At 55.4% G+C, this 21892-nt stretch carries 17 protein-coding genes; 11 read left to right on the top strand and 6 right to left on the bottom strand.

Annotation, left to right across the window (positions count from 1 at the left end):
- Positions 1 to 79: 79 nt before the first annotated feature.
- From M504_RS19055 to M504_RS19040, 3 genes are all read right to left on the bottom strand, one after another.
- Complete coding sequence (locus M504_RS19055; RefSeq protein ID WP_047497248.1) at positions 80 to 2545, bottom strand: zinc-dependent metalloprotease; 2466 nt, start codon at positions 2543 to 2545, stop codon at positions 80 to 82.
- Between the two features lie 610 nt (positions 2546 to 3155).
- Positions 3156 to 3455, bottom strand: a complete 300-nt coding sequence (locus tag M504_RS21570) for a hypothetical protein (protein WP_052201061.1) — start codon at positions 3453 to 3455, stop codon at positions 3156 to 3158.
- Between the two features lie 331 nt (positions 3456 to 3786).
- Positions 3787 to 5439 (bottom strand): uroporphyrinogen-III synthase, encoded by a 1653-nt coding sequence (locus tag M504_RS19040; protein ID WP_047497245.1) that lies wholly within the window; start codon positions 5437 to 5439, stop codon positions 3787 to 3789.
- A gap of 394 nt (positions 5440 to 5833) precedes the next feature.
- On the opposite strand from M504_RS19040, the gene M504_RS19030 reads away from it, so the two are divergent.
- The 10 genes from M504_RS19030 to M504_RS18990 all read left to right on the top strand — a co-directional run bounded on the left by M504_RS19030 (position 5834) and on the right by M504_RS18990 (position 17876).
- The gene (locus M504_RS19030; protein ID WP_047497241.1) at positions 5834 to 7621 is read left to right on the top strand and encodes a NirA family protein; all 1788 of its coding nucleotides are present in this window, start codon (positions 5834 to 5836) and stop codon (positions 7619 to 7621) included.
- Entirely contained in the window at positions 7618 to 9360 is a 1743-nt protein-coding gene (locus tag M504_RS19025) for a sulfite reductase flavoprotein subunit alpha (protein WP_047497239.1), read from the top strand. Before M504_RS19030 ends, M504_RS19025 begins: the two co-directional genes overlap by 4 nt.
- Before the next feature lie 32 nt (positions 9361 to 9392).
- Entirely contained in the window at positions 9393 to 10883 is a 1491-nt protein-coding gene (locus tag M504_RS19020; protein ID WP_232296368.1) for a DmsC/YnfH family molybdoenzyme membrane anchor subunit, read from the top strand.
- On the top strand, positions 10880 to 13048 hold the full coding sequence (locus M504_RS19015; RefSeq protein ID WP_047497236.1) for a molybdopterin oxidoreductase family protein: 2169 nt from the start codon (positions 10880 to 10882) through the stop codon (positions 13046 to 13048). The genes M504_RS19020 and M504_RS19015 overlap by 4 nt, the downstream gene beginning before the upstream one ends.
- Before the next feature lie 129 nt (positions 13049 to 13177).
- Positions 13178 to 14437: a NarK/NasA family nitrate transporter gene (locus M504_RS19010; RefSeq protein WP_047497234.1), complete on the top strand. Its 1260-nt coding sequence runs from the start codon at positions 13178 to 13180 to the stop codon at positions 14435 to 14437.
- 274 nt (positions 14438 to 14711) lie between these two features.
- A complete protein-coding gene (locus M504_RS19005; RefSeq protein ID WP_232296367.1) occupies positions 14712 to 15986 on the top strand; it encodes an alginate export family protein in 1275 nt (424 codons plus the stop codon).
- A 12-nt stretch (positions 15987 to 15998) separates the two neighbouring features.
- Positions 15999 to 16385 carry a hypothetical protein gene (locus M504_RS19000; RefSeq protein ID WP_047497232.1) on the top strand — a complete coding sequence of 129 codons (387 nt, stop codon included), beginning with the start codon at positions 15999 to 16001 and terminating at the stop codon, positions 16383 to 16385.
- A 540-nt stretch (positions 16386 to 16925) separates the two neighbouring features.
- A complete protein-coding gene (locus tag M504_RS18995; protein ID WP_198137704.1) occupies positions 16926 to 17186 on the top strand; it encodes a hypothetical protein in 261 nt (86 codons plus the stop codon).
- A 194-nt stretch (positions 17187 to 17380) separates the two neighbouring features.
- Positions 17381 to 17557 (top strand): hypothetical protein, encoded by a 177-nt coding sequence (locus M504_RS22165; protein ID WP_156994022.1) that lies wholly within the window; start codon positions 17381 to 17383, stop codon positions 17555 to 17557.
- Between the two features lie 16 nt (positions 17558 to 17573).
- On the top strand, positions 17574 to 17876 hold the full coding sequence (locus tag M504_RS18990; protein WP_198137703.1) for an FtsX-like permease family protein: 303 nt from the start codon (positions 17574 to 17576) through the stop codon (positions 17874 to 17876).
- A gap of 142 nt (positions 17877 to 18018) precedes the next feature.
- Here the strand turns inward: M504_RS18990 and M504_RS18985 are convergent, their stop codons facing one another.
- Together M504_RS18985 and M504_RS22815 are read right to left on the bottom strand one after the other, a co-directional pair.
- Positions 18019 to 18792 (bottom strand): SDR family NAD(P)-dependent oxidoreductase, encoded by a 774-nt coding sequence (locus M504_RS18985; RefSeq protein ID WP_047497229.1) that lies wholly within the window; start codon positions 18790 to 18792, stop codon positions 18019 to 18021.
- A gap of 227 nt (positions 18793 to 19019) precedes the next feature.
- Positions 19020 to 19523 (bottom strand): response regulator, encoded by a 504-nt coding sequence (locus tag M504_RS22815; RefSeq protein WP_198137702.1) that lies wholly within the window; start codon positions 19521 to 19523, stop codon positions 19020 to 19022.
- Here M504_RS22815 and M504_RS18980 point away from each other — a divergent pair.
- On the top strand, positions 19429 to 20922 hold the full coding sequence (locus M504_RS18980; RefSeq protein WP_232296366.1) for a tannase/feruloyl esterase family alpha/beta hydrolase: 1494 nt from the start codon (positions 19429 to 19431) through the stop codon (positions 20920 to 20922). The two genes, M504_RS22815 and M504_RS18980, sit on opposite strands and share 95 nt — an antisense overlap.
- A 233-nt stretch (positions 20923 to 21155) precedes the next feature.
- On the opposite strand, the gene M504_RS18975 is transcribed toward M504_RS18980, so the two are convergent.
- The gene (locus M504_RS18975) at positions 21156 to 21866 is read right to left on the bottom strand and encodes an RES family NAD+ phosphorylase (protein ID WP_084214560.1); all 711 of its coding nucleotides are present in this window, start codon (positions 21864 to 21866) and stop codon (positions 21156 to 21158) included.
- Positions 21867 to 21892 lie beyond the last annotated feature (26 nt).

Here is a 21892-nt window from a genome sequence, read left to right as displayed (position 1 = left end):
CCCAGTGATTTCCGGACATTTTTCATCCGATGACATGTGGATGGACAGCTTGGATGATTGAACCTATCCAAGGTCTGAGCTACATCTCTTCTTCGTCGCCAATGGGCATTCCCGGAGGTGTAGTGATTGACTTCGCAGGCACGAACTTATCCGGGTTCCTGTTGAACTCGTTGATGCGCTCGATCATCGCCAAGCGGTGAATCGCCTCCGCACTGTCAGCAGGGGGCGCCTCAGAAGTCCATTGCTTCAGGAGGTCCTCCACGTGATAGCGAGCGATGGCTCGTGCCTGTGAGGCCGCATCGGCATTCACGGCAAGTGAAAGCATCGCCTCAAGTCCGCGAAATTCAACGGCTCGCATCACCTCAGAGCTGATCGTATGGCCGCTCTCGGTTCGCTCTGCGGTCGTCTTCGAAACCTTCTCCATCATCACGCGTAGACTGGGACCCTTGTTGCCATCCGCTGTGTCACGCATGTGGTATTGCAGCAGTCGGGATGCACGCGCGGGATCAAACAAGACATTCAGTGTGAGATCTGCTGCTGATTCTGCGGCGGCGATTGGGTCGAACGTCAGACCGGTCTCACTCGGGAATGATTCCTTCGTCCTGGGATAATCGGGGGGAACGGGTGGCAGGATCTTTAGTAAGGACTCCGGCAACGTGAGGGTGTCCGGTTCCAGCGTCTTCAAGACAGACGTCAGAGCAGCATCCTGGTCTTTCAACGGAACGATGGATGGGGCTGGCTGTCCGTCTCCACGCAGGTTGTATTCATAGCGCAATCCGCCGATCAGCTTGATCGTAGCCTCCGTCTGGTAACGGTGGAGCAGGTACAACGGCACGAGCGTCTGTTCAAGCTGCGCCATTGGTGTTCCTTTGCGAATCGCATCTTCACCGAAGTGGGCCAGCGCTGCCTTACGGACTTCCAGGATTCGATTCAACTCTGCTGTAGCATCGGGTCCGTTGTCCCAGAGGTGCGCGATCGGACTGGCGGATCCGGCGGGACGGGCATCATCGTCACTCAGGAAGGGGAGGTTCTGTTTCTGCGCTTCCTCCAGAATTCGCGATAACTCCTGCTGTTCATCCGTGCGCGGAGCGAACTGTCGATAGCCGTAGGTGATCGCTACTTTGTCCCAGGCGCCGATGCCGATCGCGTAGGCGTGGGTCAGATCGACAGCTCCATCTTTGCCGAGTTGAATATTCGGATGAGGGTAATCCATGACACTTGTGCTCTGACCGAAGCTAGAGGCCGCGAAGTTGTGCACCAACCCTAACGTGTGGCCCGTTTCATGCGCGGCGAGCTGCCGCAAGCGAGCCAGCACCATCGCTAACATCGGATCATTCGAAGGAACGGTTCCGTTCTTGTACGGCGAGAGCAGAGCTTCTGCAATCAGGTAATCCTGACGCCCACGGAGAGAGCCCAGTGTCACGTTGCCCTTAATGATTTCTCCGGTCCGGGGATCGATGACGGCCGAGCCATAGCTCCAGCCACGCGTATAGCGATGGACCCATTGGATGATGTTGTAACGGACATCTATCGGATCTGCATTCTCCGGGAGCAGGTCGACTCGGAACGTACCCTTCGCCCATCCGCTTGCCTGGAATGCTTCATCCCACCAGCGCGCTCCCTCCACGAGAGCCGTGCGAATTGGCTCCGGCGCTCCACGGTCGACGTAGTACTGGATAGGAGTTACCGCCTCACAGGCGTTTTTGCATGCGGGGTCTTTCTTCTCCAGCCGATGCCGAACCAGAAGCTTCTGATCGAGTGCGCCTCCGAGCGGAGCGGTATAGTCTCGGTAATCTGCACTGAAGTATCCGGATCGCGGGTCGAAGCGCCTGGGAGTGTATCCATCCTTGGGCAATGCCACAAAAGAGACGCGTTCATGCAGGGTCATTGCATGAGCATCCGGCGCTACATCTTTGACGAACTTCGCGTCTGCCGTGCTGTCAATTGCAAATGTGAGTTTGGCTTCCAGTTCGGTATTCATTGGGAACGCGCGTGAGTCGTCAATTGCAATGACCGAACGAGTGGCGTCCAGATGATAGGTCCCCTGCTTCGCCTGCGCCAGGCGGTTGATGACGCCATGCACGTCACTGAGCAGGAAATTGGTGGCATCGATGAGGACAGCGCCGTTCGTCTCTGCCTCCACCGTGAATCCCCACAGCACTGATTCCGGAAACGATTGCCGCACTGCGAGCGCTTCCGCTGCGGTCGTAGAACCACTGCGGAACGCGACGTTGGGCTGTACAAGAAGCACCTTCTGTCCAACGCGCTCAAACCGCACAAGTCGGCCATCTCCAATCTGGCCGCGGTCAAGAGAGAGATCGTTGGAGCCCGTGCCGTAGGGCAGGGAGTCGACATAGATCATGTCGCTATCGAGCTTCGGTATCTCGAGATACAGCCGTCCCGTTTGTTCATCCCAATCGAGCGGCAAGAAGCCGTCGAGATGCCTCATGTCCTTTGTCTTATCGGCGATGCTTGGTGCTGCCGCGGCATGGATCGAGAGCGGGGAGAGGGCGACGACAAGGGCGAGTACAGTGAGCTTACGCATGGTTTGTCGCTATCAAACCACGTTGCTCCGCCAAGGTGCAGCATTTTTTGCTCACACAGGACTGCGGAACTGATCGATTGAATGGTGCCACACCATTGAGCGAACCGCCCAGTAAACCCCACACCCGATCCGCACCGTTTGCGATGAAGCGTATCGGCAAGCAAATCATCGGCGTGGACATCGAGGTCACCCTCTATTCCACGTTGGATTCATCCAGCATGCAGAGATAAACCATTTCCGGAGATGCAATCGGTCGGCCGGGCCCAGGCTGTTTTATGCCGACAACACGAAGGTGGTCGATTCGAAGCAGCATCGGTTGTGCGACTCCACAAAGCCATGCTGGCTGGCTCCCCGCGAGCCAGCCGAACGCCCACTTTTGCATGCAATGGCTTTGGTGAAATCTTTGTGGCATTTTTGTGGCAAATACTGCCGTTTTGGCCGTTTTTACCGGTTATGCCGTCTCATAAGTCCAATGTCATCAGTAGTTTAATTTTGGATTCGTACCTTCACACGGTGGAAGTCGTAGGTTCGAATCCTGCTGTGCCCACCATCAAATCAACAACTTACAAGCATCTCGATTTGGCGATTGGTAGCATTTGGTAGCAGATGCTCAATTCACCATCTCTGAGCCTGCGTTGCTGGTGAGCATCGCGTAGACCGTACCTACCATTTGCTGCACGCTCTCAGGCGGTTCCTGCATGTACTCGTTCGCGGTGGCGTCAGCTCGCGAGTGCCGTAGGTGGGACTGGATATCTTTAACTGAACCGAGATGCCTCGCCCGCGTTGCAATCGTGCGCCGGATCACCTGGAAGTTCAGCTTTTCGATACCTACAGACTCCCCGAGAGGCTTCAAGACCCTTTTCCGGTAGTTGCTGGTGTCGATGAACCCGCCGTCCGCATTCGGAAACATCGAGTCATCTGGAGAAGATTTCCTGTGCGCCTCGTTTTTACAGAGAGCACCTTGGCAGGAACCTTCCTTACACTCCAGCTTCCACCCTTTGAGCTCGGTGACCAGATCATCTGGCAGTGCATTTTCCCCAAGCTCTTGGGGGTCTTACCGAAGGGGCGAATCACCCCACGGTAGATGGTTTCAGTTAAGTCGAGTGTGTTCTCGCCATCAAACGTGCCAGCGGATGGCAAAGAGCTCACTCGGCCTTAAGGCATCTGTCATCTCGAGGAGGATTGGGGGCGCATGACTGTCGAGCCGTTCCCGAGTGGCCAGTCCTGTTCTACAACCAATCTCATTCGGATCGTGCATTCTTGTCGCGTCTCAAGCTGTCAGCCAAAAGTATTGCTTCAGCAATTTCGCGCATGGACTTTCTTCGCTGTCGGCTTTCCCGCTGCATGTTCCGGTACGCGTCGTCCTCGGAAAGATTCAGATCACGCTGCAAGATGCCTTTGGCACGATCGACGAGCTTGCGGGTTTCAAGCCTGTTCGTGAGGACAGAGTTCTCCGTTTCGAGACGAGCGCGTTCAATTTCTGCTCCGACGAGAATGCCAACAGTGGAGAGCATTCTCTGCTCCAACTCGCTATGTTGGTAAGGCTGCCTGTGCTGCACATTCAGAACTCCCACGACACGATTTGCGCAACTTACGGGGGCGCATAGCATCGCTTCGAAGCGGTCCTCCGGCAGACTGACGAACGCACTGAAGCGGGGGTCTTCACTTGCTCGTTCCGGAATGGCAACTGTTTCGCGATGTTCCGCAACCCATCCGGTAACGCCTTCGCCGATGGAGAGCTTGAGATGGTCGAGTTCTTCCGTATGGGGATTCCGTGAGGCGCGTAAGACAAGTTTGTCGTCTTCCAGTGTGTACAGGAAGCAGGAATCACATGGAATGACGATGGACACGAGCGTCACGATGCGTGAAAGTGTGACGTGAAGCGGGTCTGTGGATGCGATATGACTGCTGATTTCCTGCAGCACGTCAAACGGAGCCAAGCCGTCTCGGAATCCAGACATCGCAGAAGTAGAAGGTGCGACCTGTTGCACGCTCCCGCGGTAGGGTGGACGCGGTCTCACACTGGGTGCGGCAGTAGACGACGTTTGCACTGATCTCTTCTCGGCCAGAAGCTTCTTGGCGTATTGCGCAGCTTCATTCACCATGAAGCCCATGCGAGGACGCGAAGGCTCGAAGTCTGGTTGAACGCCGTAGTGCTTCAACTCCTCCGTGGTAGTGGGTCCAATCGAAACGACCATGGCTTGCTGCAAGGCGATGCTCAGCATCTCGCGTAAACCCAATTCATCAGCGATTTGGAACAGATGAATCACCTGTACCGCCGTCATGAACAAGACAACGTCAATTTCGCCGTCGCAAAGGCGGCGTACTGCATCGCGCAATGGTTCGAGATCAAGTGGCAGGCCCCATTGATATACGGGAACCTTTGTAACCTCTGCGCAACGACCAACCAGCTCCGCGATGAATTCCGGATTGGTTGCGCCGTATTCCTGTACCGCAACGCGAAACCCGCCGAGCTGCTGCCCATACTGCGAATCGAGCAGTGCAAGCACTTCATGCCATGTGCTGGGTTCCTCAGTCGACGCGGACACGGGCACCTGGAGCTCCCGTAAAACGGCAACAGGCTTCACTCCACGCGTGACCACTTCACGTTTTCGGAATTGCTCCAGGATTGCGCCCTGTGAATACCTGGTCTCTAAAGTCTGGAGGAGTTTGGTGACCCCGATCCCTGTCAGAAAGATGAGGAGATCGAAGTCGCCGTTGAGAAGACGTTCCCCGAATGCGAAGCAATCGGTATTCGATTCGAGGGGAATCTCTCGCATCGCGGACACAACGATGGGGTCGCCGTTATACGTGCGGATCAGCTTTTCGACTTCGCGGGCGCGACGGGTCTCAAGCGATAGCACTCGCAGACCATCGAAGCTGGCATGACGCATGCATTACTCCCAAAGAGAATGGGCAGCGGTTAAAACAGAAAACTGCCGAAGTTTCTTGAGTGTAACGTGTTCGAACTGCATTCTGTGCCGGCCCAGAACATGATCCTTGGCGATGGTTAGGAATCTTTCCCATTGCGGTTCGGAACGTGTCATGTCATACTTCGCGTATTGAAGTACGTCCTGCCATGACTGCCGGACAGCTTCCTTCCTGCTTTTGACTGGCCCCAAGGTGCGCCGGTTCCAGCGTTACGAAACAAGCTCCACGATGAGCCCAGATGTCACTCGATTCGCGATTGAGTGTGCGTCAGCGTGTTCTCGAAGCTTGTGCCGCTGACCCACTCCGAATCTTTGACTCTGGGCTCGCCTACTTGATGCAGTGCGAGGAAGAGTTGCCATGGCAGAGGTTCAAGCACCTGAAATCATTGCCTCCGGAGAGTTCTTGTCGGAGCAAAAGGCCTATCTGCAGGGCTTTTTCGCTGCGGTCGCTCAAAACTATCCCTATGTGGGACAGGTCGGTTCGGGACAATTCACTGCCGATCAGAATCTTGGTGGACCGAATCTGGCGGATGCTCCAACGTTCTTCAACACACCTGTAGAAGACTTATGCGCGGAAGAACGCTGGAAGTATGATTCCAATCCTTTGGATCTGTGGGATGAATTGCTCGAGCACGCGGCGGAAGACAAAGTTCCCAATGCTGAGTTCCGCTATCGCTTCAAGTTCCATGGATTGTTTCATGTAGCTCCAGCGCAGGATAGTTTCATGATGCGTCTGCGCGCACCGGGCGGAATTGTGAGCACCCATCAGTTGAGGGGGCTGGCGGATATCGCAGAGCGATTTGGTTGCGGCCGCCTCGACATCACGACACGTGCAGGAGTCCAGATTCGTGAATTTGCCCCGCGATCGATCGTTGATGTTTTGAACGCAGTGCGCTGCCTTGGCATGACATCCCAAGGCTCTGGAGCGGACAACATTCGGAATATCACTGCATCTCCGCTTGCAGGGATTGATGCTGCAGAACTAATCGACGTGCGGCCATATGCGAACGCGCTCCAGGCCTACATCCTCAACTCTAGCGATATGTTCGGGCTGCCACGAAAATTCAACATCGCATTTGATGGCGGCGGCACCATCAGCACACTTGCCGACACAAACGACATCGGCTTTCTTGCTGTTCGTATCGCGGAACGGAAGTCCGTCCCCCCGGGTGTTTACTTTCGCGTGTTGCTATGTGGAATCACGGGGCACCGGCAGTTCGCATCCGACTGTGGTTTGCTGTTGCGGCCGGACCAATTGGTTGCTGTTGCAGCCGCCATGGTGCGTGTCTTTGCAGAACATGGTGATCGAACCGACCGCAAAAAGGCTCGTTTAAAGTACCTGATCGACAAGTGGGGGACAGATCGTTTTCTTGAAGAGACAGAGAGGAAACTGACATTTCCAATCGTACGGATCTCCGCAGAAGAGTCTGAGTCGCGGAATGCGATTGACCGTACAGCCCATCTTGGCATCCATGCACAACCGCAATTGGGATTGCACTACATCGGAGTGGTTGTTCCTGTGGGTTGGCTTCCCGTTGGTCAAGCGCGCGCACTTGCCGATGTCGCCGATCGGTATGGATCGGGAGAAATTCGCCTGACCGTCTGGCAAAACCTGCTGCTGCCGAACATCACAACGCAGAACTTAGATGCGGCTCGTGAAGCTCTTCGGAATGCGGGACTCGAAGTTGAAGCAGGTCGTGTGTTGAGCGGTACGGTGGCATGTACAGGGAGTCGTGGATGTCGTTTCGCAGCGACTGACACTAAAGGGCATGCTCTTGAACTTGCAACTTTACTTGATGCAGCGTTTCCGGTTCTTCAGCCGATCAACCTGCACGTCACCGGTTGCTCTCACTCCTGTGCACAACACTACATTGGCGATATCGGTTTGATGGGAGTGAAGATCGGCGGCGAGCCCGGCTATCAGGTGAGCGTGGGCGGTGGTGCTGACAACGATCAAGCGCTGGCTCGAGAGCTATTTCCCGGGTTGCCTTATAAAGAAGTCCAATCCGCGCTGCACAACATCATGAAGCAGTACATGGAACAAGCCGTCCAGGGAGAGTCGTTCTTGGAGTTCTGCGGTCGGCACACTATCAGGGAGTTGCGTGGCTTTTGCAAGGTTGAACGCTTCAGTGAGGTGGGCGCATGAAAGTCGTGACACCATTCATTCCTGAAGATGCACCCTTCAGCGCGGAACAGCGAGCGTGGCTCAACAAGTTACTGGCTGATTTGTTCCCCAAGCATCTCTCCCCCGCGCCGCAAGCGAGCTATCGCCTAGGTTTATATTTCGCGTCGCAGAGCGGTACGGCAGAGCGGCTTGCCAAAAAAATGTCCAAGCTTCTTAGGGAAGCCGGACATGCACCGACTGTGCAATCAGTGGAGAGCTTATCGCTGCCGGCGCTGGGACAAGAGACGTATGCATTGTTTTTTGCCAGCACCTACGGCGAAGGAGAGCCCCCTGAGAATGCATGCGCTTTTCGAGATGCTCTCTTCTCAGACAATGCTCCCCGTTTGCAAGCACTTCGTTACGCAGTCTTCTGTCTTGGCGATCGTGCGTATGAGCACTTCTGCCAGTTTGGAATCGAACTAGACGATCGCTTGAACGCTCTCGGAGCCTCCCGCATCACGGCACGCGTCGAGAGTGACTTGGATGTCGATACGCCGTTCAGTGCATGGAGTGCGCAGCTTCTCAAGGCGTTCTGTGATTTCGGTCCGACGTTGAGCGAAGCGGCACAGATCACCGCCTCGCCTGCTGCAGTTAACCTCGCGCATACGCGTGAAAACCCATATCATGCACCACTAGTTGATAAGCGTCTGCTGACCCATCCTTCATCGAGCAAACAAACCGTGCATGTCGGTTTTGATTTGACGGACGCGGAGCTGCAGTACGAAGCCGGGGATGCATGTGGTGTTTTGGCTGAGAACGATCCCGCACTTGTGGATGAGATTCTTGCGCTACTTAGTTTTTCACCTAGCGATACGGCCATTCTTCCCAAGTCGGGACCACTCACGGTACAGCAGCTTCTTCGGCATCACCTTCAGATCACGAAGTTGACGCGCAAAGTCGTCCAACGGTTTGCAGAGAAGGCCCAATGTCAGACGCTCTCCACGCTTCTCACTGCAGACACGGGAGAATTGGAGACATACCTTTATGGGCGTGGGTTGATCGATCTTCTGCATGCTTATCCAGGAGTGCTTTCGAACGCGGCCGAACTGGTCGAACTTTTGCCACGACTTGCGCCTCGACTATATTCCATCTCGTCTAGTCCCACCGCGCATGGGCGCGAACTGCACTGCACAATTGGGGTTGTGAACTACACCGCGCACGGCCGTGACCGGGGTGGTGTGGCGTCCACGATGCTGGGACGGAGAATGGAGATAGGCTCCCGAGTGCCGATCTATCTGCATCCGAACAAGCGCTTTCGTCTGCCGAAGAATTCCGAGGCGCCGATCATCATGATTGGTCCCGGAACGGGTGTTGCACCCTTCCGTGCATTTCTTCATGAGCGTCGCGCACTTGGGCATACCGGGAAGAATTGGTTGTTTTTCGGAGAGCGCAGCGCAGAGACGGACTTTCTGTATTGCTGCGAGATGAAGTCTTTCGTTGACGACGGTCATCTGACTCGCTTCGATACCGCATTCTCTCGTGATCAGGCGCACAAAGTGTACGTGCAAGACCGAATGCTTGAATCTGGTGCGGAGCTATATCGATGGCTGAATGATGGCGCGTCCTTGTACGTTTGTGGCGATGCGAGTCGTATGGCGAAGGACGTGGATGTTGCCCTGCATCGCATCGTGTCGACCCACGGAAACCTTACGAATGAGGCAGCACAGGAATATGTTTCCGCGCTGCATGACGAAAACCGCTATCACCGGGACGTGTACTAACACCTATGCCTCTTCCTCTTCAAGAAATTGCGATGGAAGCAGAGAGCGCCGATTTGGTGCGAATGACGCTCGTCGCTAATGGCGCGTCACCAGAGCTTGCTCAGGCTCTGATTCCATCGCGGCCGCTTGAGGCAGGAGAGCAGTATCGCTTCCATTTCGACATGACGAAGTGTATCGGCTGCCGTTCGTGTGAGGTGGCGTGTAACGAGCAGAATGGCAACCCGGCGCATATCCAGTGGCGACGTGTTGGCGAACTGGAAGGCGGCGTCTATCCGAACACGCAGCGCACTTATCTTTCGATGGGCTGCAATCACTGTCTCAGTGCGGACTGTCTGCGCGGTTGTCCAGTCAATGCGTATACCAAAGATCCGCTCACGGGGATTGTGTTGCATTCAACGGATGCTTGCATCGGTTGCCAATACTGTGTGTGGAATTGTCCCTATAGCGTTCCACAGTTCAATGCGGAGCGCGGTGTGGTGGGGAAATGCGACATGTGTCGTGGGCGTCTGCTGGATGGACGAGAGCCAGCATGTGTGAATGCATGTCCCGAAAATGCGATTCAGATTGAGATCGTGAACAAGGAAGCATGGGGTAAGGATTTTCATACTGCAGAGTCGCCTGGGATGCCTGCGGCTGGACAGACCGTCTCGACGACTCGCATTACCTTGCCTGAACGGTCGTCCTCTTGGTTGGAGCGCGTAGATACAGGCTCGATTCACCTGGAGCATGCGCATCCATCCTTGATAGCGATGACGACGGTGATGCAGGCGTCGTTTGGAGCACTTGCCGTGATGACGCTGGCTCATGAACTAAACGCAGCGGTTCTGACATCTCTTTGGCTGCTGACAACATTCGCGTTGAATGTTTCCGTGTTTCATCTGGGGAGACCCGCATATGCCTGGCGCGCAATTCGCATGTGGCGGCGTTCCTGGCTTAGCCGCGAAGTCTTGTGTTTCGGTCTCTTCTACGGCAGTGTGACTGCATGCGCAGCCGCAGCGTGGCTTCGAGAATTCCAGTGGGCCATAACTCCGCTTGCATATTTCGGCATATTGCTTGGGATGTGCGGGACTCTTGCTAGCGCCGCGCTCTATCTCGTGAAGGCAAGACCTTCGTGGAACACGATCCATACACCCATTGATTTTCTCGTTTCCGCTGCCTATCTCGGCAGTCTCGTCGCGGATGTAATGACAAGAGGATTCGTGCTTCATCGCAACCTGGTTTTGCTGTTTGCTATGTTGTGGGGATTGAATCAGTCGATTCGCATTGTTCGGCTTCGTTCCGCAAGCCTGTTTGAGTGGCGCGCCAGCTACAACCTGCTACGTGGTGAGCAACTCTTCTATTGGGTCGCTCTGGCATTCCTCAGTGCAGGCGCATCGGTCTTATTCGCATATGCTCCATTGCCTTGGCTTGCGCTGTTTGCAGGCACAGTAACTGTCGTCATCGGCAGATACCTCTTCTTTGTGTCTGTTGTGCCCCTTAGCATGGGCCTCACCTTCATCGGCAACCGCGCGGAGGTCGTATGACGATTTCGCAGCGAGTGATGAGAGCGCTGGGACTGGACACCGCGAAGAAGAAATATGCCTACGGAAATGATCCAGTTTTCGGACATATCTCAGAATCCCGGATTGCTGACCAGTGGACGAAGACAACTTGTGGCTACTGTTCTGTCGGTTGCGGGATGCTGGTGGGAACCCGCGATGGCAAGGCAGTGGCGGTCCGCGGCAATCCTGATCATCCTGTCAATCTTGGTAAGCTTTGCCCTAAGGGGCTGAGTGAGCACCAGATGATCGATACACCGGGTCGCGCCCGTACTCCATTGCTGCGACGAGGTGGAAAAGGATCGCCGCTTGAGCCCATCTCGTGGGATGAAGCGCTGGACGTCATGGTGGCACGTATTACAGCCCTACAGCGTGCGCATGGTTCCGACACACTCGGCGTGATCGGAACGGGACAGTTGCTCACGGAAGAGTTCTTCACGCTTGGCAAGCTCGTTCAACTCGGTTTTCGCAGCCGGAACTACGACGGCAACACGACACTCTGTATGGCATCCGCCGTATCGGGCTACAAGCTCAGTTTTGGTTCTGATGGCCCGCCCGGTTCCTATGCCGACATGGAGCATGCGGACGTGGTTCTCCTTGTTGGTTCTAACATCGCGGATAATCATCCGATTCTGTGCAACCGACTCCGCAAAAGGCCAGGCCAGGTTCTGATTGTTGCCGACCCTCGCGTGACCAAAACGGCGATGATGGCGGATATTCATCTGCCGGTCAAACCACGTTCGGACATCGCCTTGTTGAATGGCATTGCGCACATTCTTCTGCGCGACGGCATGATTGATGAAGCCTTTCTTGAGAGTCACACTGAAGGCCTGGACGAGTTGCGGCGCTTTGTTGCCGAGTTCACTCCGGAGGCGGTCGCAAGAACGACCGGGCTTACCGCGGAGACGATGGAGAATATCGCCTTCCTCTATGGAACTGCGTCGTCCGCTTTCATTGGATGGACGATGGGAGTGAATCATTCCACGCAAGGATCGGTAACGGTTGCGGCGATCAACAACCTCGCACTCCTCACGGGAAAGATTGGCCAATTGGGATCTGCTCCTTTTTCCATTACAGGACAGTGCAACGCGATGGGAACCCGCGAGAGCGGCTTTACTTCTGGTATGCCGGGATATCGCAAATTCGACAGCGCAAAGGATCGCGCGGAACTCGCGGCACTGTGGAATATCGACGAAGACGAGCTGCCCAAGTCGCGTGGGCTCGCCTATCCAGACATTATTGAGGCCGCGCTCGATAAACGCGTCCGTGCTCTGTGGTTCATCGCGACAAACCCAGTTGTGAGTTTCCCGAATGTAAAGCTGCTGACCCAGGCATTGTCGACGGCAGAGTTTGTTGTGGTGCAGGATGGCTTCTATCCAACTCCCACCATGGACTATGCCGACCTTGTACTCCCTGCTGCGATCTGGGGTGAGAAGGAAGGAACTTATACCAACTCAGAGCGTCGTGTCAGCAAGGTGAATGCGTTCGTTGCCCCTCCGGGAGAGGCGCGTCCGGACTTCGAGATTTTTCTTTCAATCGCGGAGCGGCTTGGTGTTCGCGAGAGGTTGTTTTCCGGATGGACCTCTTCGCACGATGCGTGGCAGGAGTGGCAGCGTGTATCAGCCGGTCGCCTCTGTGACTACAGTGCTTTTACGTGGGTACAGTTGGAGGGACAAGGCGGCGCGCAGTGGGGCGGTACGAGTCTGTATAAGGATGGTGTATTTCCTTACGACGGTGGACGCGCAAAATTGCATTGTGTTCCGTGCTTGCCATTCTCTGAGCAACCGGATAAGGAATTCGACTTCATCCTGAATACAGGACGTACGGTGGAGCACTGGCATACGCGTACCAAGACGGGCGCTGTTCCCCAGCTTGACCGGATGGTTCCCAATGCGTGGTTAGAGATGAATCCAATCGATGCGGATCGTCTTTCTTTGCGTCAACATGACCGGATCACGTTGGTGTCTCGTCGAGCAAGAGTGGAGGGCATCGAGCTCCGAATCACCGGTATTGTCGCGCCCGGACAGGTCTTCATGCCATTCCACTTCGCGGAGCAGAACTCCAACCTCGTTACGTTGGGCGCCTTCGATCCCATCAGTCGCGAACCAAACTTCAAGCAGTGTGCTGTGCGCGTCGAGCGCAGCCGCTAACTTCTCGCGGCCATGGCCGCCGTGAGAGCTTCACCCGCAGTAACGAGTCGAACCATGACGTTCGCTCCGCAGCACAAGCCGTAAGCGTAGTTTCCAAACCAAACTCACTTCGACTTTAGGAGCCACATCATGGCCAGCGCAAAGGCGTTCTTACGTTCCGGACATCCACCAACTCTCTTCGCAGCGTTCCTGTACTTTGACTTCAGCTTTGCTGTCTGGGTCCTCAATGGTGCCATGGGGCCATTCATTACCGAGCAGTTTCATCTTTCCCCTGCACAGACAGGGTTGATGGTTTCCATACCCACCATGGCAGGGGCATTGATGCGCTTCCCGTTGGGTGTGCTTGGTCAGTACATCGGACGTAAAAGTGCGGCCATCATCGAGATGCTCACCATCATTGCGGCGTTGATGTATGGCTTCTTTTTTGTCCATACATTTTCAAACGTCCTCGCGATGGGCGTCTTGTTGGGAACCGCAGGCGCTAGCTTCGGTGTCGCACTATCACTTGGAGCAGGATGGTTTCCGAAAGAATACAAGGGCCTCGCGATGGGGATTGCGGGAGCAGGGAATAGCGGAACAGCGCTTGCTGCCTTCTTCGCACCGCGTCTCGCGAAGGTCTACGGATGGTCGAACGTATACGGCGTCGCTGCGCTCTTCATGCTCTTGCCTCTGTTAACCATGATCATCTTTGCGAAGGAACCACCTGACAAAGAGCACCAGACTCTAGGGCAGCACCTCAAGTGTCTTGTGGAGGCCGATGGCTGGTACTTCAACCTGATCTACATCATCACGTTTGGCGGCTTCCTGGGACTCGCAACATTCCTGCCCTCGTTGTTTGTGTCGCAGTTCCACATGGCAAAAACGGAGGCTGGCACGTTGACCATGATGGCAACGCTGCTGGGAAGCGCGACACGTGTGTTGGGCGGTTGGTTGTCCGATAAGATCGGCGGGATTACGACGCTCTCCGTTGTCTTTCTCGTAGCCATCGCGGGCATCTTTGGTCTTACGACATCCCCATCGTTGGCCGCGACAACACTTCTCTTCATGTTGTGCTTTGCGGCGTTGGGTGCTGGTAACGGCGCGACCTTTCAGCTCGTTCCGTTGCGGTGGCCACTCACGACGGCGATTGCGGGCGGCATGATTGGTGAGATCGGCGCACTTGGGGGAAGCATCCTGCCCAATGTACTTGGCATCTCGAAGCAAAAGACCGGTTCCTTCTCAGCAGGCTTTGCTATCTATGCAGTGTTCGCAATCGCGGTGTTGGTCGTGATGCGGCTCGTTGCCCGACGTTGGACACGAACATGGGTTGGAAAGGGCGGAAGAGCGATGTCTCCTGCACCTGACAGCTCTGAGGTGATTGTTCCCGTAAGTCCCGCGATCGCGGTCTGAAACTGCGAAGACTCGCTCCTCCACAATGGGCTTGTATCCCGAAGCCTTAAGCTGCGCGTGGCCCCGGTCGGGTCAGCGCATGGATCAACAGGAGACTAACGTGAAATCACTCTTCGTGCTCGCGCTTGCGAGTTCCGCTCCCTTGTTGTCTGCTCAAACGTCCTCCCCGGCAACAGGGGACCCAACTGTCTCCGTCTCGATTCGCCAAAGGACGAACGCAACCCAATGGTTTTCTGCGACGCCAACGAGCGAAGTCTATGGGCATCAAGACTCGTTGCTGCGTCTTTCCCTGACGCAGCGAATACATAACCTGGATTACATGTTGGACCTTGGACAAAGTGCAGAGTTGGCTCTTCCCACCGATGCTGTCTCTTCCGTGGCGGCACAAGGACAGCTTGGACTTGGTGGCACGTATTACGCCGCGAACAGTAACAATGCCTACCCGGCTGCGGCATCGTTTCGGCAGGGCTACCTTCGCTATCACTTTCACAATGACTTCGATTCCGTCCGTGTTGGTCGTTTTGAGTTCTTCGACGGACAGGAGGGAACGCCGAAGGATACATCCGTTCGATGGCTACAAACCAATCGCGTCGCACAACGTCTTGTTGGCAATTTTGGATTTTCGAACGGCCAGAGATCCTTCGACGGTATCGATGTGAAGGTCGGAAACAAAGGGTGGGATATGACGGCTATGGCTGGCCGCGTCACCCAAGGTGTCTTCAATATGAACGCCAATCCCGAACTTAACGTTGATATTCAGTATGCGTCGTACTCTCACTCAGTCGGACAGCATGCAATACTCCGTGGCTTTGGCCTCGGCTATCACGACGGACGCACCGGGATTGCCAAGACAGATAACCGCTCCGCGGCAGCAAGAGCTTTGGATCATTCAAACATTCGCATCGGGACCTATGGTGGGGATCTTGTTGCTGCGATCCCCGTGGGGAGAGCGGCTCTGGATTTCGTGGTGTGGGGCGCAGGGCAGAGTGGCCATTGGGGATTATTGGATCACTCTGCCGGCGCTGTTGCGATCGAAGGTGGTCTGAAACTAAGTACCGTGTCATCCATGCCGTGGGTGCGTGGAGGCTATTTCCGCTCGACTGGCGACAACAATCCCAACGATGGGAAACACAACACGTTCTTTCAGATCCTCCCAACGCCGCGAGTGTATGCACGCGATCCGTTCTATAACCTGATGAATTCCACCGACAGCTTCATGCAGATGGTCGACACTCCGGGGAAGAAGGTGGAGATCCGAAGTGATCTCCATTTCCTGCAGCTCACGTCGAACCAGGACCTCTGGTATCAGGGCGGAGGTGCCTTTGATTCCAAAGTCTTTGGATACACAGGGCGCCCATCGAATGGACACAACAGCTTTTCGTCTCTCTTCGACATCAGCACAGATTATGCAGTGACGCCTCGTGTTTCACTCGCTGCCTACTATGCACATGCGTATGGAAAGACGGTTATTGCGGGAACGTATCCGCGTATGCGTGACTCGAACTATGGCTATCTGGAATTGAACTATAGGTTCCAAAAACATCTTTAAGGAGCGTGCCGCTTGAAGTTGCGCATCAAGGACAATTCGATCCGATTCCGACTTCTTCGGACAGAGGTCGCCAAACTGGCAGACGAGGGAGAAATCTCCGCGTTTACGTCCTTCGCTTTCGACAGTTCCGCCGACCGTTTCTGCTACTCGATCAAGCATCGCCCGTCTTATGAGGCGATCTCGGCAGGCTTGAGAGGAGCGTCCATTCGCGTCGCCGTGCCGAGCGAGGTGATACGGTCCTGGGCAGTGAGCGATGCAGCAGTCGGACTGTACGCGGAACAGGTTCTGTTTGGTGGAGCGACGTTACATATCGCCATCGAGAAGGACTTCGCATGCATCGACCGAAACGATGCAGACAATGCAGACACATTCCATAACCCCAATGCAACGTTGTGCTAATGAGCAGAGCGCGCCTGGCAGTTTTCCCTTGAATCCCAGGAGTAGGCGGAAAGCACACTCGCGGACTTGTCGGAATCCAACCGGCTCGATACCTGTTCGTGTCAAGGACCCGCGTATCCGGCGGTTGAGGACTGAGCTGGCTTGGTGGGAGGAATACCTCTCTGTCTCCGGCGCTTCGTGTGTGTTTTGCCACCCACATCAGCCGGACGTTACTTGCCGCAACGCCCTCCCTTAGTTGGAGCGCGCGTCCCACGCGCAGACAAGGAAACCAAGCTTTGCTGAGGACTCCTCCTTGGCGCGGCGTAAGGGTGTCCCCAATCTTCCGCACCTTCGGCTCGTGCAGACCTTCGTTGCGCTTGGCCCTTTCCGTTCCGCTTCGCCGCTCTCCTTCGCAAATACGGTAAAGCACTTCCAAAGTACGAGCAGAGGATTTCGACACGGCCTCTACACGGAAGGGCACGGGCCGATGTGGGATCTGGCGGAGATCCGGTCTCGATCGCCCTTCTTGAATCGTTCTACGATTCCGGGAAGCCTATCGCGTTGGCTTGCCAATCTTCGGGTGTGTTGCGTCATGTGAAGTACAAGGGCGAACCCTTAGTGAAAGGTAAACAGGTGACTGGTTTCACGAACGGCGAGGAGGAAGAGGTTCAGCTGACCAAGGTCGTCGCATTCCTCGCCGAAGATGAGTTGCTAAGGCTTGGTGCGATCTTCGAAAAGAAGAAGAACTGGGAGCCCTTCACAATCGCCGATGGCCGACTGATCACTGGTCAAAATCCCGCTTCATCGACACTGACAGCTTAAGCATTGTTCAAACTCGATACCACAAATAGCTCATGGAACATCATTGGCATTGCTCGCGATACGCGCACCTTTGAACTTCGCGGTACAATGACCGAACCGATGATTTACCTTCCCGTGGCCCAGCTCACAGAGGACAGGGGACACGGGATAGTTTTGCCGCCACAATCCTCGTCCGCACTGCGGGTGATCCGGCAATGACCACGCAGGCCGTACGCGGCGCATCGCACTCAATCGACCCTAACCTGCCTATCCTGAACGTCTACACCATGCAGGAACACCTGAATTCGTTCACCAGCAGCGAGACACTCATCTCTCGCCTGACTTACACCTTTGCAATGCTTGCCGTATTGCTCTGCGATCGGTCTTTATGATGTGATGAGCTTCAGCGTGGCTCGCCGCACTAACGAGATTGGCATTAGTATGGCCCTGGGCGCCAGAAATGGCGGTGTGCAGTGGTTGGTACTACGTGAATCGTTATCTCTGTTGGTGATTGGCCTGGCGATAGGCCTGCCTGCCACGCTGGTGGCGACACGACTGTTACGGTCTCAGCTCTATCAGATGAGCCCGTCCGATCCAATCGTGTTTATTGCGGCAACGTTGGGCATCGCCATCATCACCTTACTTTCGGCATGGATTCCGTCACGTCGCGCCGCATCCATCGATCCCATGGTAGCTCTGCGTTACGACTGAGCGCTTTCGGACGGTGTGGCGGGCTGTGCTGGCTGTCTTCTTGGGCAACTTGATGACGGCGTTGTTGGCCAATCGTGTTGGCGTTTGTTAAAGGATGATGCTCTCTCGCGCCCCTCGCGAGCTACCAGTAGGCGGTCCGAGCTTAGGAACGCTTACTGATGCGCAGGCTCTGCCAGCTTCCGTCGGCAGTCCAGCCACCATCAATTGCCAACGCCTGACCGTTGATGAAGCCGCTTTGTGCCGGGTCGCCAAGGAAAAGGATGGTGCGAGCGATGTCGTCCGGGCTGGCGAAACGACCCATGGGGACGCGGCCTGTGATGTCGTCGTCCGTATAGCCACCGCCGGCTTGGTCTGCAACATCCATCTCTGTTTTCACCCAGCCAGGGCACACAGCGTTGACTCGAATGCCGCGACCTCCCCATTCTGCAGCAAGAGTACGCGTCAGCCCGATCAGGCCGTGCTTCGAAGCGTTATAGGCGGTGCGGTCGCTGATACCGACCAAACCGGCGATGGATGCAACATTGACAATACTGCCTTCTCGCTGCTCGAGCATGATGGAGCCGAAGGCACGCGAGAGAAGAAAAGGTGCGACGAGATTTACCTCAAGCACGCGTCGAAAGGCAGAGGCTTCAATCGTCTCAGCAGGAGCGATGAAGCTAATACCTGCATTGTTGACGAGGACGTCGACCCTGCCCCAACGTTCCATAACAACCGAGACGGCCGATGCGATGAACGCTTCGTCGGTTATGTCACCGACGAGTGCTTCAACCTCAGAGCCCGCCGCGCGCAGTGCGGCTAGCAGGCCTTCGCAGGGCTGCAGATCGAGCAGCAAAAGGGCATAACCAGACTGCGCTAGAAACTCGGAAGTCCTGCGCCCTATTCCTTGCGCCGCTCCGGTGACGATGGCAACTCGCACACTTTTACTTTACCCGAGTGGACCGCCAGCGTGTTCTCTTGCGGCCCGCTTTGTTGAGGCGAGACGGATTACCGGTTCGGACCACATAGCTAGGCGAACGCAGAGAACACGACTCCGGGTCCGAACAGCACGAGCGTGAGATTCGCAGGGCTTGAGGACAGCAGCCCTGTGGTTGCTGTTTCCGCCTCTCGATGCAACCCAGCAGCACCAACGTGAGCGTCGTTGTCTCAATTGGGTACGTGACGTAAGCATCGGAGCTGCGCGTGGAAACGGGGCGCTCTCCACGGTGAGAAGAATGATTGCGACCGTCTCCATGGATGGATCTTACGGAGTACCGCTGTGACTTCGACTCCGTCCATGTTCAGCATATGGAGATCCAGCAGCAGGGCGTCCGGGTGAATAGACCGTGCGCAAGCAATGCCTTCCGTTCCGCCGAATTCCGTGTAAATTTCAAAGCCTTGACGTGTAAGCAACTCTGTCAGTCCCTGGCAACGGTTACGGTTGTCGTCGAAAACAAGGACGCTGGAGGCCTCATGAGACCTCGAGTTTACAAAATCGTTTTCCGGGTTCCTATCCCACCTGTGGAGCCCTGTGAGAGTAAGACCGAGATCGTTCGCGCATATGATGAACGGTGCAATGACTATGACGAGAGTTTGGATTGCGTTTGTTGTGGCAGTAATCGCGACGGCCGGCGGCGCGCGGGGACAGTCCTGCGAGGCGCTGTCGACCACAGGTTCGTCCACAACCAGAATTTCAACCGCGAAACTCGTTCCAGCGGGATCCACTCTCCCGGAACTTCATGCGGCTGCAGCAACGACGTTGCCAGCGTTCTGTCGAGTGATTGCATCGCTTCATCCCACTGCTGACTCGGACATCGGGGTTGAGGTCTGGTTGCCAATCGTCGGCTGGAACGGAAAGTTCATGGCGGTTGGCTCCGGCGGGTGGGGCGGATCAATTGCGTATGACGCGCTTGCGGAAGGTATTCGACGTGGGTACGCTGTGAGCGCGACAGACGATGGGCATCGAGGTTCAAGTGCGCAGTTCTTGTTGGGTCATCCTCAAAAGTTCATCGACTTTGCATATCGCTCAGAACACGAAATGACGGTGGTCGCAAAGTCGCTAGTGCGTGCCTTTTATGGCGAGGCTCCAAAGTATTCGTATTGGAACGGGTGTTCCGGTGGTGGTCGCGAAGGACTTATTCAGGCAGCGCGCTACCCGGAGGAATTTGATGGCATCATCGCAGGTGATCCTGCGGATATGCGCCGCAATGCTTGGGCACTTTGGATTGCCAATGAGACGTTCAAGGATCCACAGGCATACATCCCGGCGACCAAATACGCCATGCTACATCAAGCCGTGCTGAACGCCTGCGATACGAATGACGGCTTGAAGGACGGGCTCATCGAGAGTCCCGAGACATGCAAAGTGGATTTCAAGAAGCTCGAATGCAAGGGTGAGGATCGTCTTGATTGCTTGACTGCAAAGCAGGTTCACAGTGCCGAGATCATGATCAGTCCCGTTAAGGATAGAAAGGGTGCAATCTACTTTCCACGCCTCGAACCTGGAACGGAAATGCGATGGTCACGGTTGTCAGATGGCAAAGAACCTGCGGAATTGTTTTGGGACCAGTTTCGGTATGTGGTCTACCAGGACCCGTCGTGGGATTGGAAGAGCTTCAATCTCACACGTGATGCAGCAAAAGCAAACATGGCCAACAAAGGGATAGACGCATTGGACCCTGATCTGCGCGCGTTCGCGAAACGTAACGGCAAACTCCTGCTGTATCACGGCTGGGCGGACCAGCAAGTGGCCCCTATGTCGACGGTCGAGTTCTATCAAGCGACGCTGGCCGCAAATGGAGATGACGGCAAACATCAGGACTGGGCCAGGTTGTTTATGGCGCCCGGTATGGCTCACTGTTCCGGGGGAGAGGGGCCGGATCGTTTCGACAAGATTGAATTGATGGAGCTTTGGGTCGAGAAAGGAAAGGTTCCGTCAGAAGTTCTCTCTTCTCACCAAACGAACGGGCAAGTCGATCGAACTCGGCCCCTCTGCGTTTATCCGCTGATCGCGAAATACAAAGGCCACGGAAGCATAGATGCCGCATCGAACTTTGCTTGCATGCCGTAATAGGGTAGCGACAAACTCGAGGTTGAGTGGCGAAGAGAATCGAACAAACGCCTCTATAAGACCACATCAGGCGTGTGTTGCCGATTCGGCTAAGACTTTCCTAAAGTCGTGATCCGCGACGGATAAATGTCCGTCAAACAGTGGTAGCGAGCCCAGCCTGCGATGCGAGAACGCCTTCATCCTCTCACGGAAACATGATGACGGGCAGCGAGTAGAAACGAGCTTGGCCAAACTCAGGGGCGATTTCGAGATTGTTTTAGGGGGACTTCGTGAATTTCTTGCCGGTATCGATTCCTATCCCAATAAAGGGAGAGGAGGTATCGTTTGTCGCGGCGAGGACGATAGACCAAAGCTGGCCGGAAGCATACTAGGCAACGGCCACCTTTTTTTCTCACGCTGGGATAGAGGATCCCGTTGGATTTCTCCTTCATTAGTGCTTGAGCGAGCTTCTGTGGCTCCGCATAGCATGCAGGAACAGGTTCCGGTACCAGGCAAGTGGCATAGTTCGTCGCGGGTTCTAACGAATGGAACTCGCCGTGAAAGTCCGCGAGCCAGTCGTCGTAGGTCGATGATTCGGATTCTGGGACGCCAGCTACGGATTCGGGAACAATGATGTCGGCGAGTCGTTTGGCCTTGTGATAGCTGACTTCAGCGAAGGATGTTTCCAATTTGTCACCGGCATACCACGCACCCCGAGTTGGACCACTGAAACGCGCTCCCGTTGGGCTGGGGTGAAGAAAAGCTGCGCGAACAATGTGAGCGTTGGCTATGCCATAGATCAGTTCATACGTGCTGATACCCGGGAGTCCAAATTGTTCACCCTGAATACGATCATTCGTTGCCCCGTCCAGACGAATCAATTTCTCAAGCATCTCTTCGTCCTCAGCGAGATCATCGAGAACCGTTCCTGTTTCGCTATAACGAGACGGAAGCAAACGGTGCATGCCGCTCCGCTCTACCTTGCGAAGAG

The organism is Terriglobus sp. TAA 43, assembly GCF_000800015.1.
Lineage (GTDB): Bacteria > Acidobacteriota > Terriglobia > Terriglobales > Acidobacteriaceae > Terriglobus.
Note: the sequence above shows the minus strand (reverse complement) of the source record. Positions and strands in the feature narration are given on the sequence as shown.

Excerpts from the sequence above, each read along its gene's own strand:
- M504_RS18975 (WP_084214560.1), bottom strand. The coding sequence starts at position 21,866 with ATGCACCGTTTGCTTCCGTCTCGTTATAGCGAAACAGGAACGGTTCTC.
- M504_RS19020 (WP_232296368.1), top strand. The coding sequence starts at position 9,393 with ATGGAAGCAGAGAGCGCCGATTTGGTGCGAATGACGCTCGTCGCTAAT.
- M504_RS19010 (WP_047497234.1), top strand. The coding sequence starts at position 13,178 with ATGGCCAGCGCAAAGGCGTTCTTACGTTCCGGACATCCACCAACTCTC.
- M504_RS22165 (WP_156994022.1), top strand. The coding sequence starts at position 17,381 with ATGACCACGCAGGCCGTACGCGGCGCATCGCACTCAATCGACCCTAAC.
- M504_RS19025 (WP_047497239.1), top strand. The coding sequence starts at position 7,618 with ATGAAAGTCGTGACACCATTCATTCCTGAAGATGCACCCTTCAGCGCG.
- M504_RS19040 (WP_047497245.1), bottom strand. The coding sequence starts at position 5,439 with ATGCGTCATGCCAGCTTCGATGGTCTGCGAGTGCTATCGCTTGAGACC.
- M504_RS21570 (WP_052201061.1), bottom strand. The coding sequence starts at position 3,455 with ATGTTTCCGAATGCGGACGGCGGGTTCATCGACACCAGCAACTACCGG.
- M504_RS19055 (WP_047497248.1), bottom strand. The coding sequence starts at position 2,545 with ATGCGTAAGCTCACTGTACTCGCCCTTGTCGTCGCCCTCTCCCCGCTC.
- M504_RS19015 (WP_047497236.1), top strand. The coding sequence starts at position 10,880 with ATGACGATTTCGCAGCGAGTGATGAGAGCGCTGGGACTGGACACCGCG.
- M504_RS19030 (WP_047497241.1), top strand. The coding sequence starts at position 5,834 with ATGGCAGAGGTTCAAGCACCTGAAATCATTGCCTCCGGAGAGTTCTTG.
- M504_RS18980 (WP_232296366.1), top strand. The coding sequence starts at position 19,429 with ATGACTATGACGAGAGTTTGGATTGCGTTTGTTGTGGCAGTAATCGCG.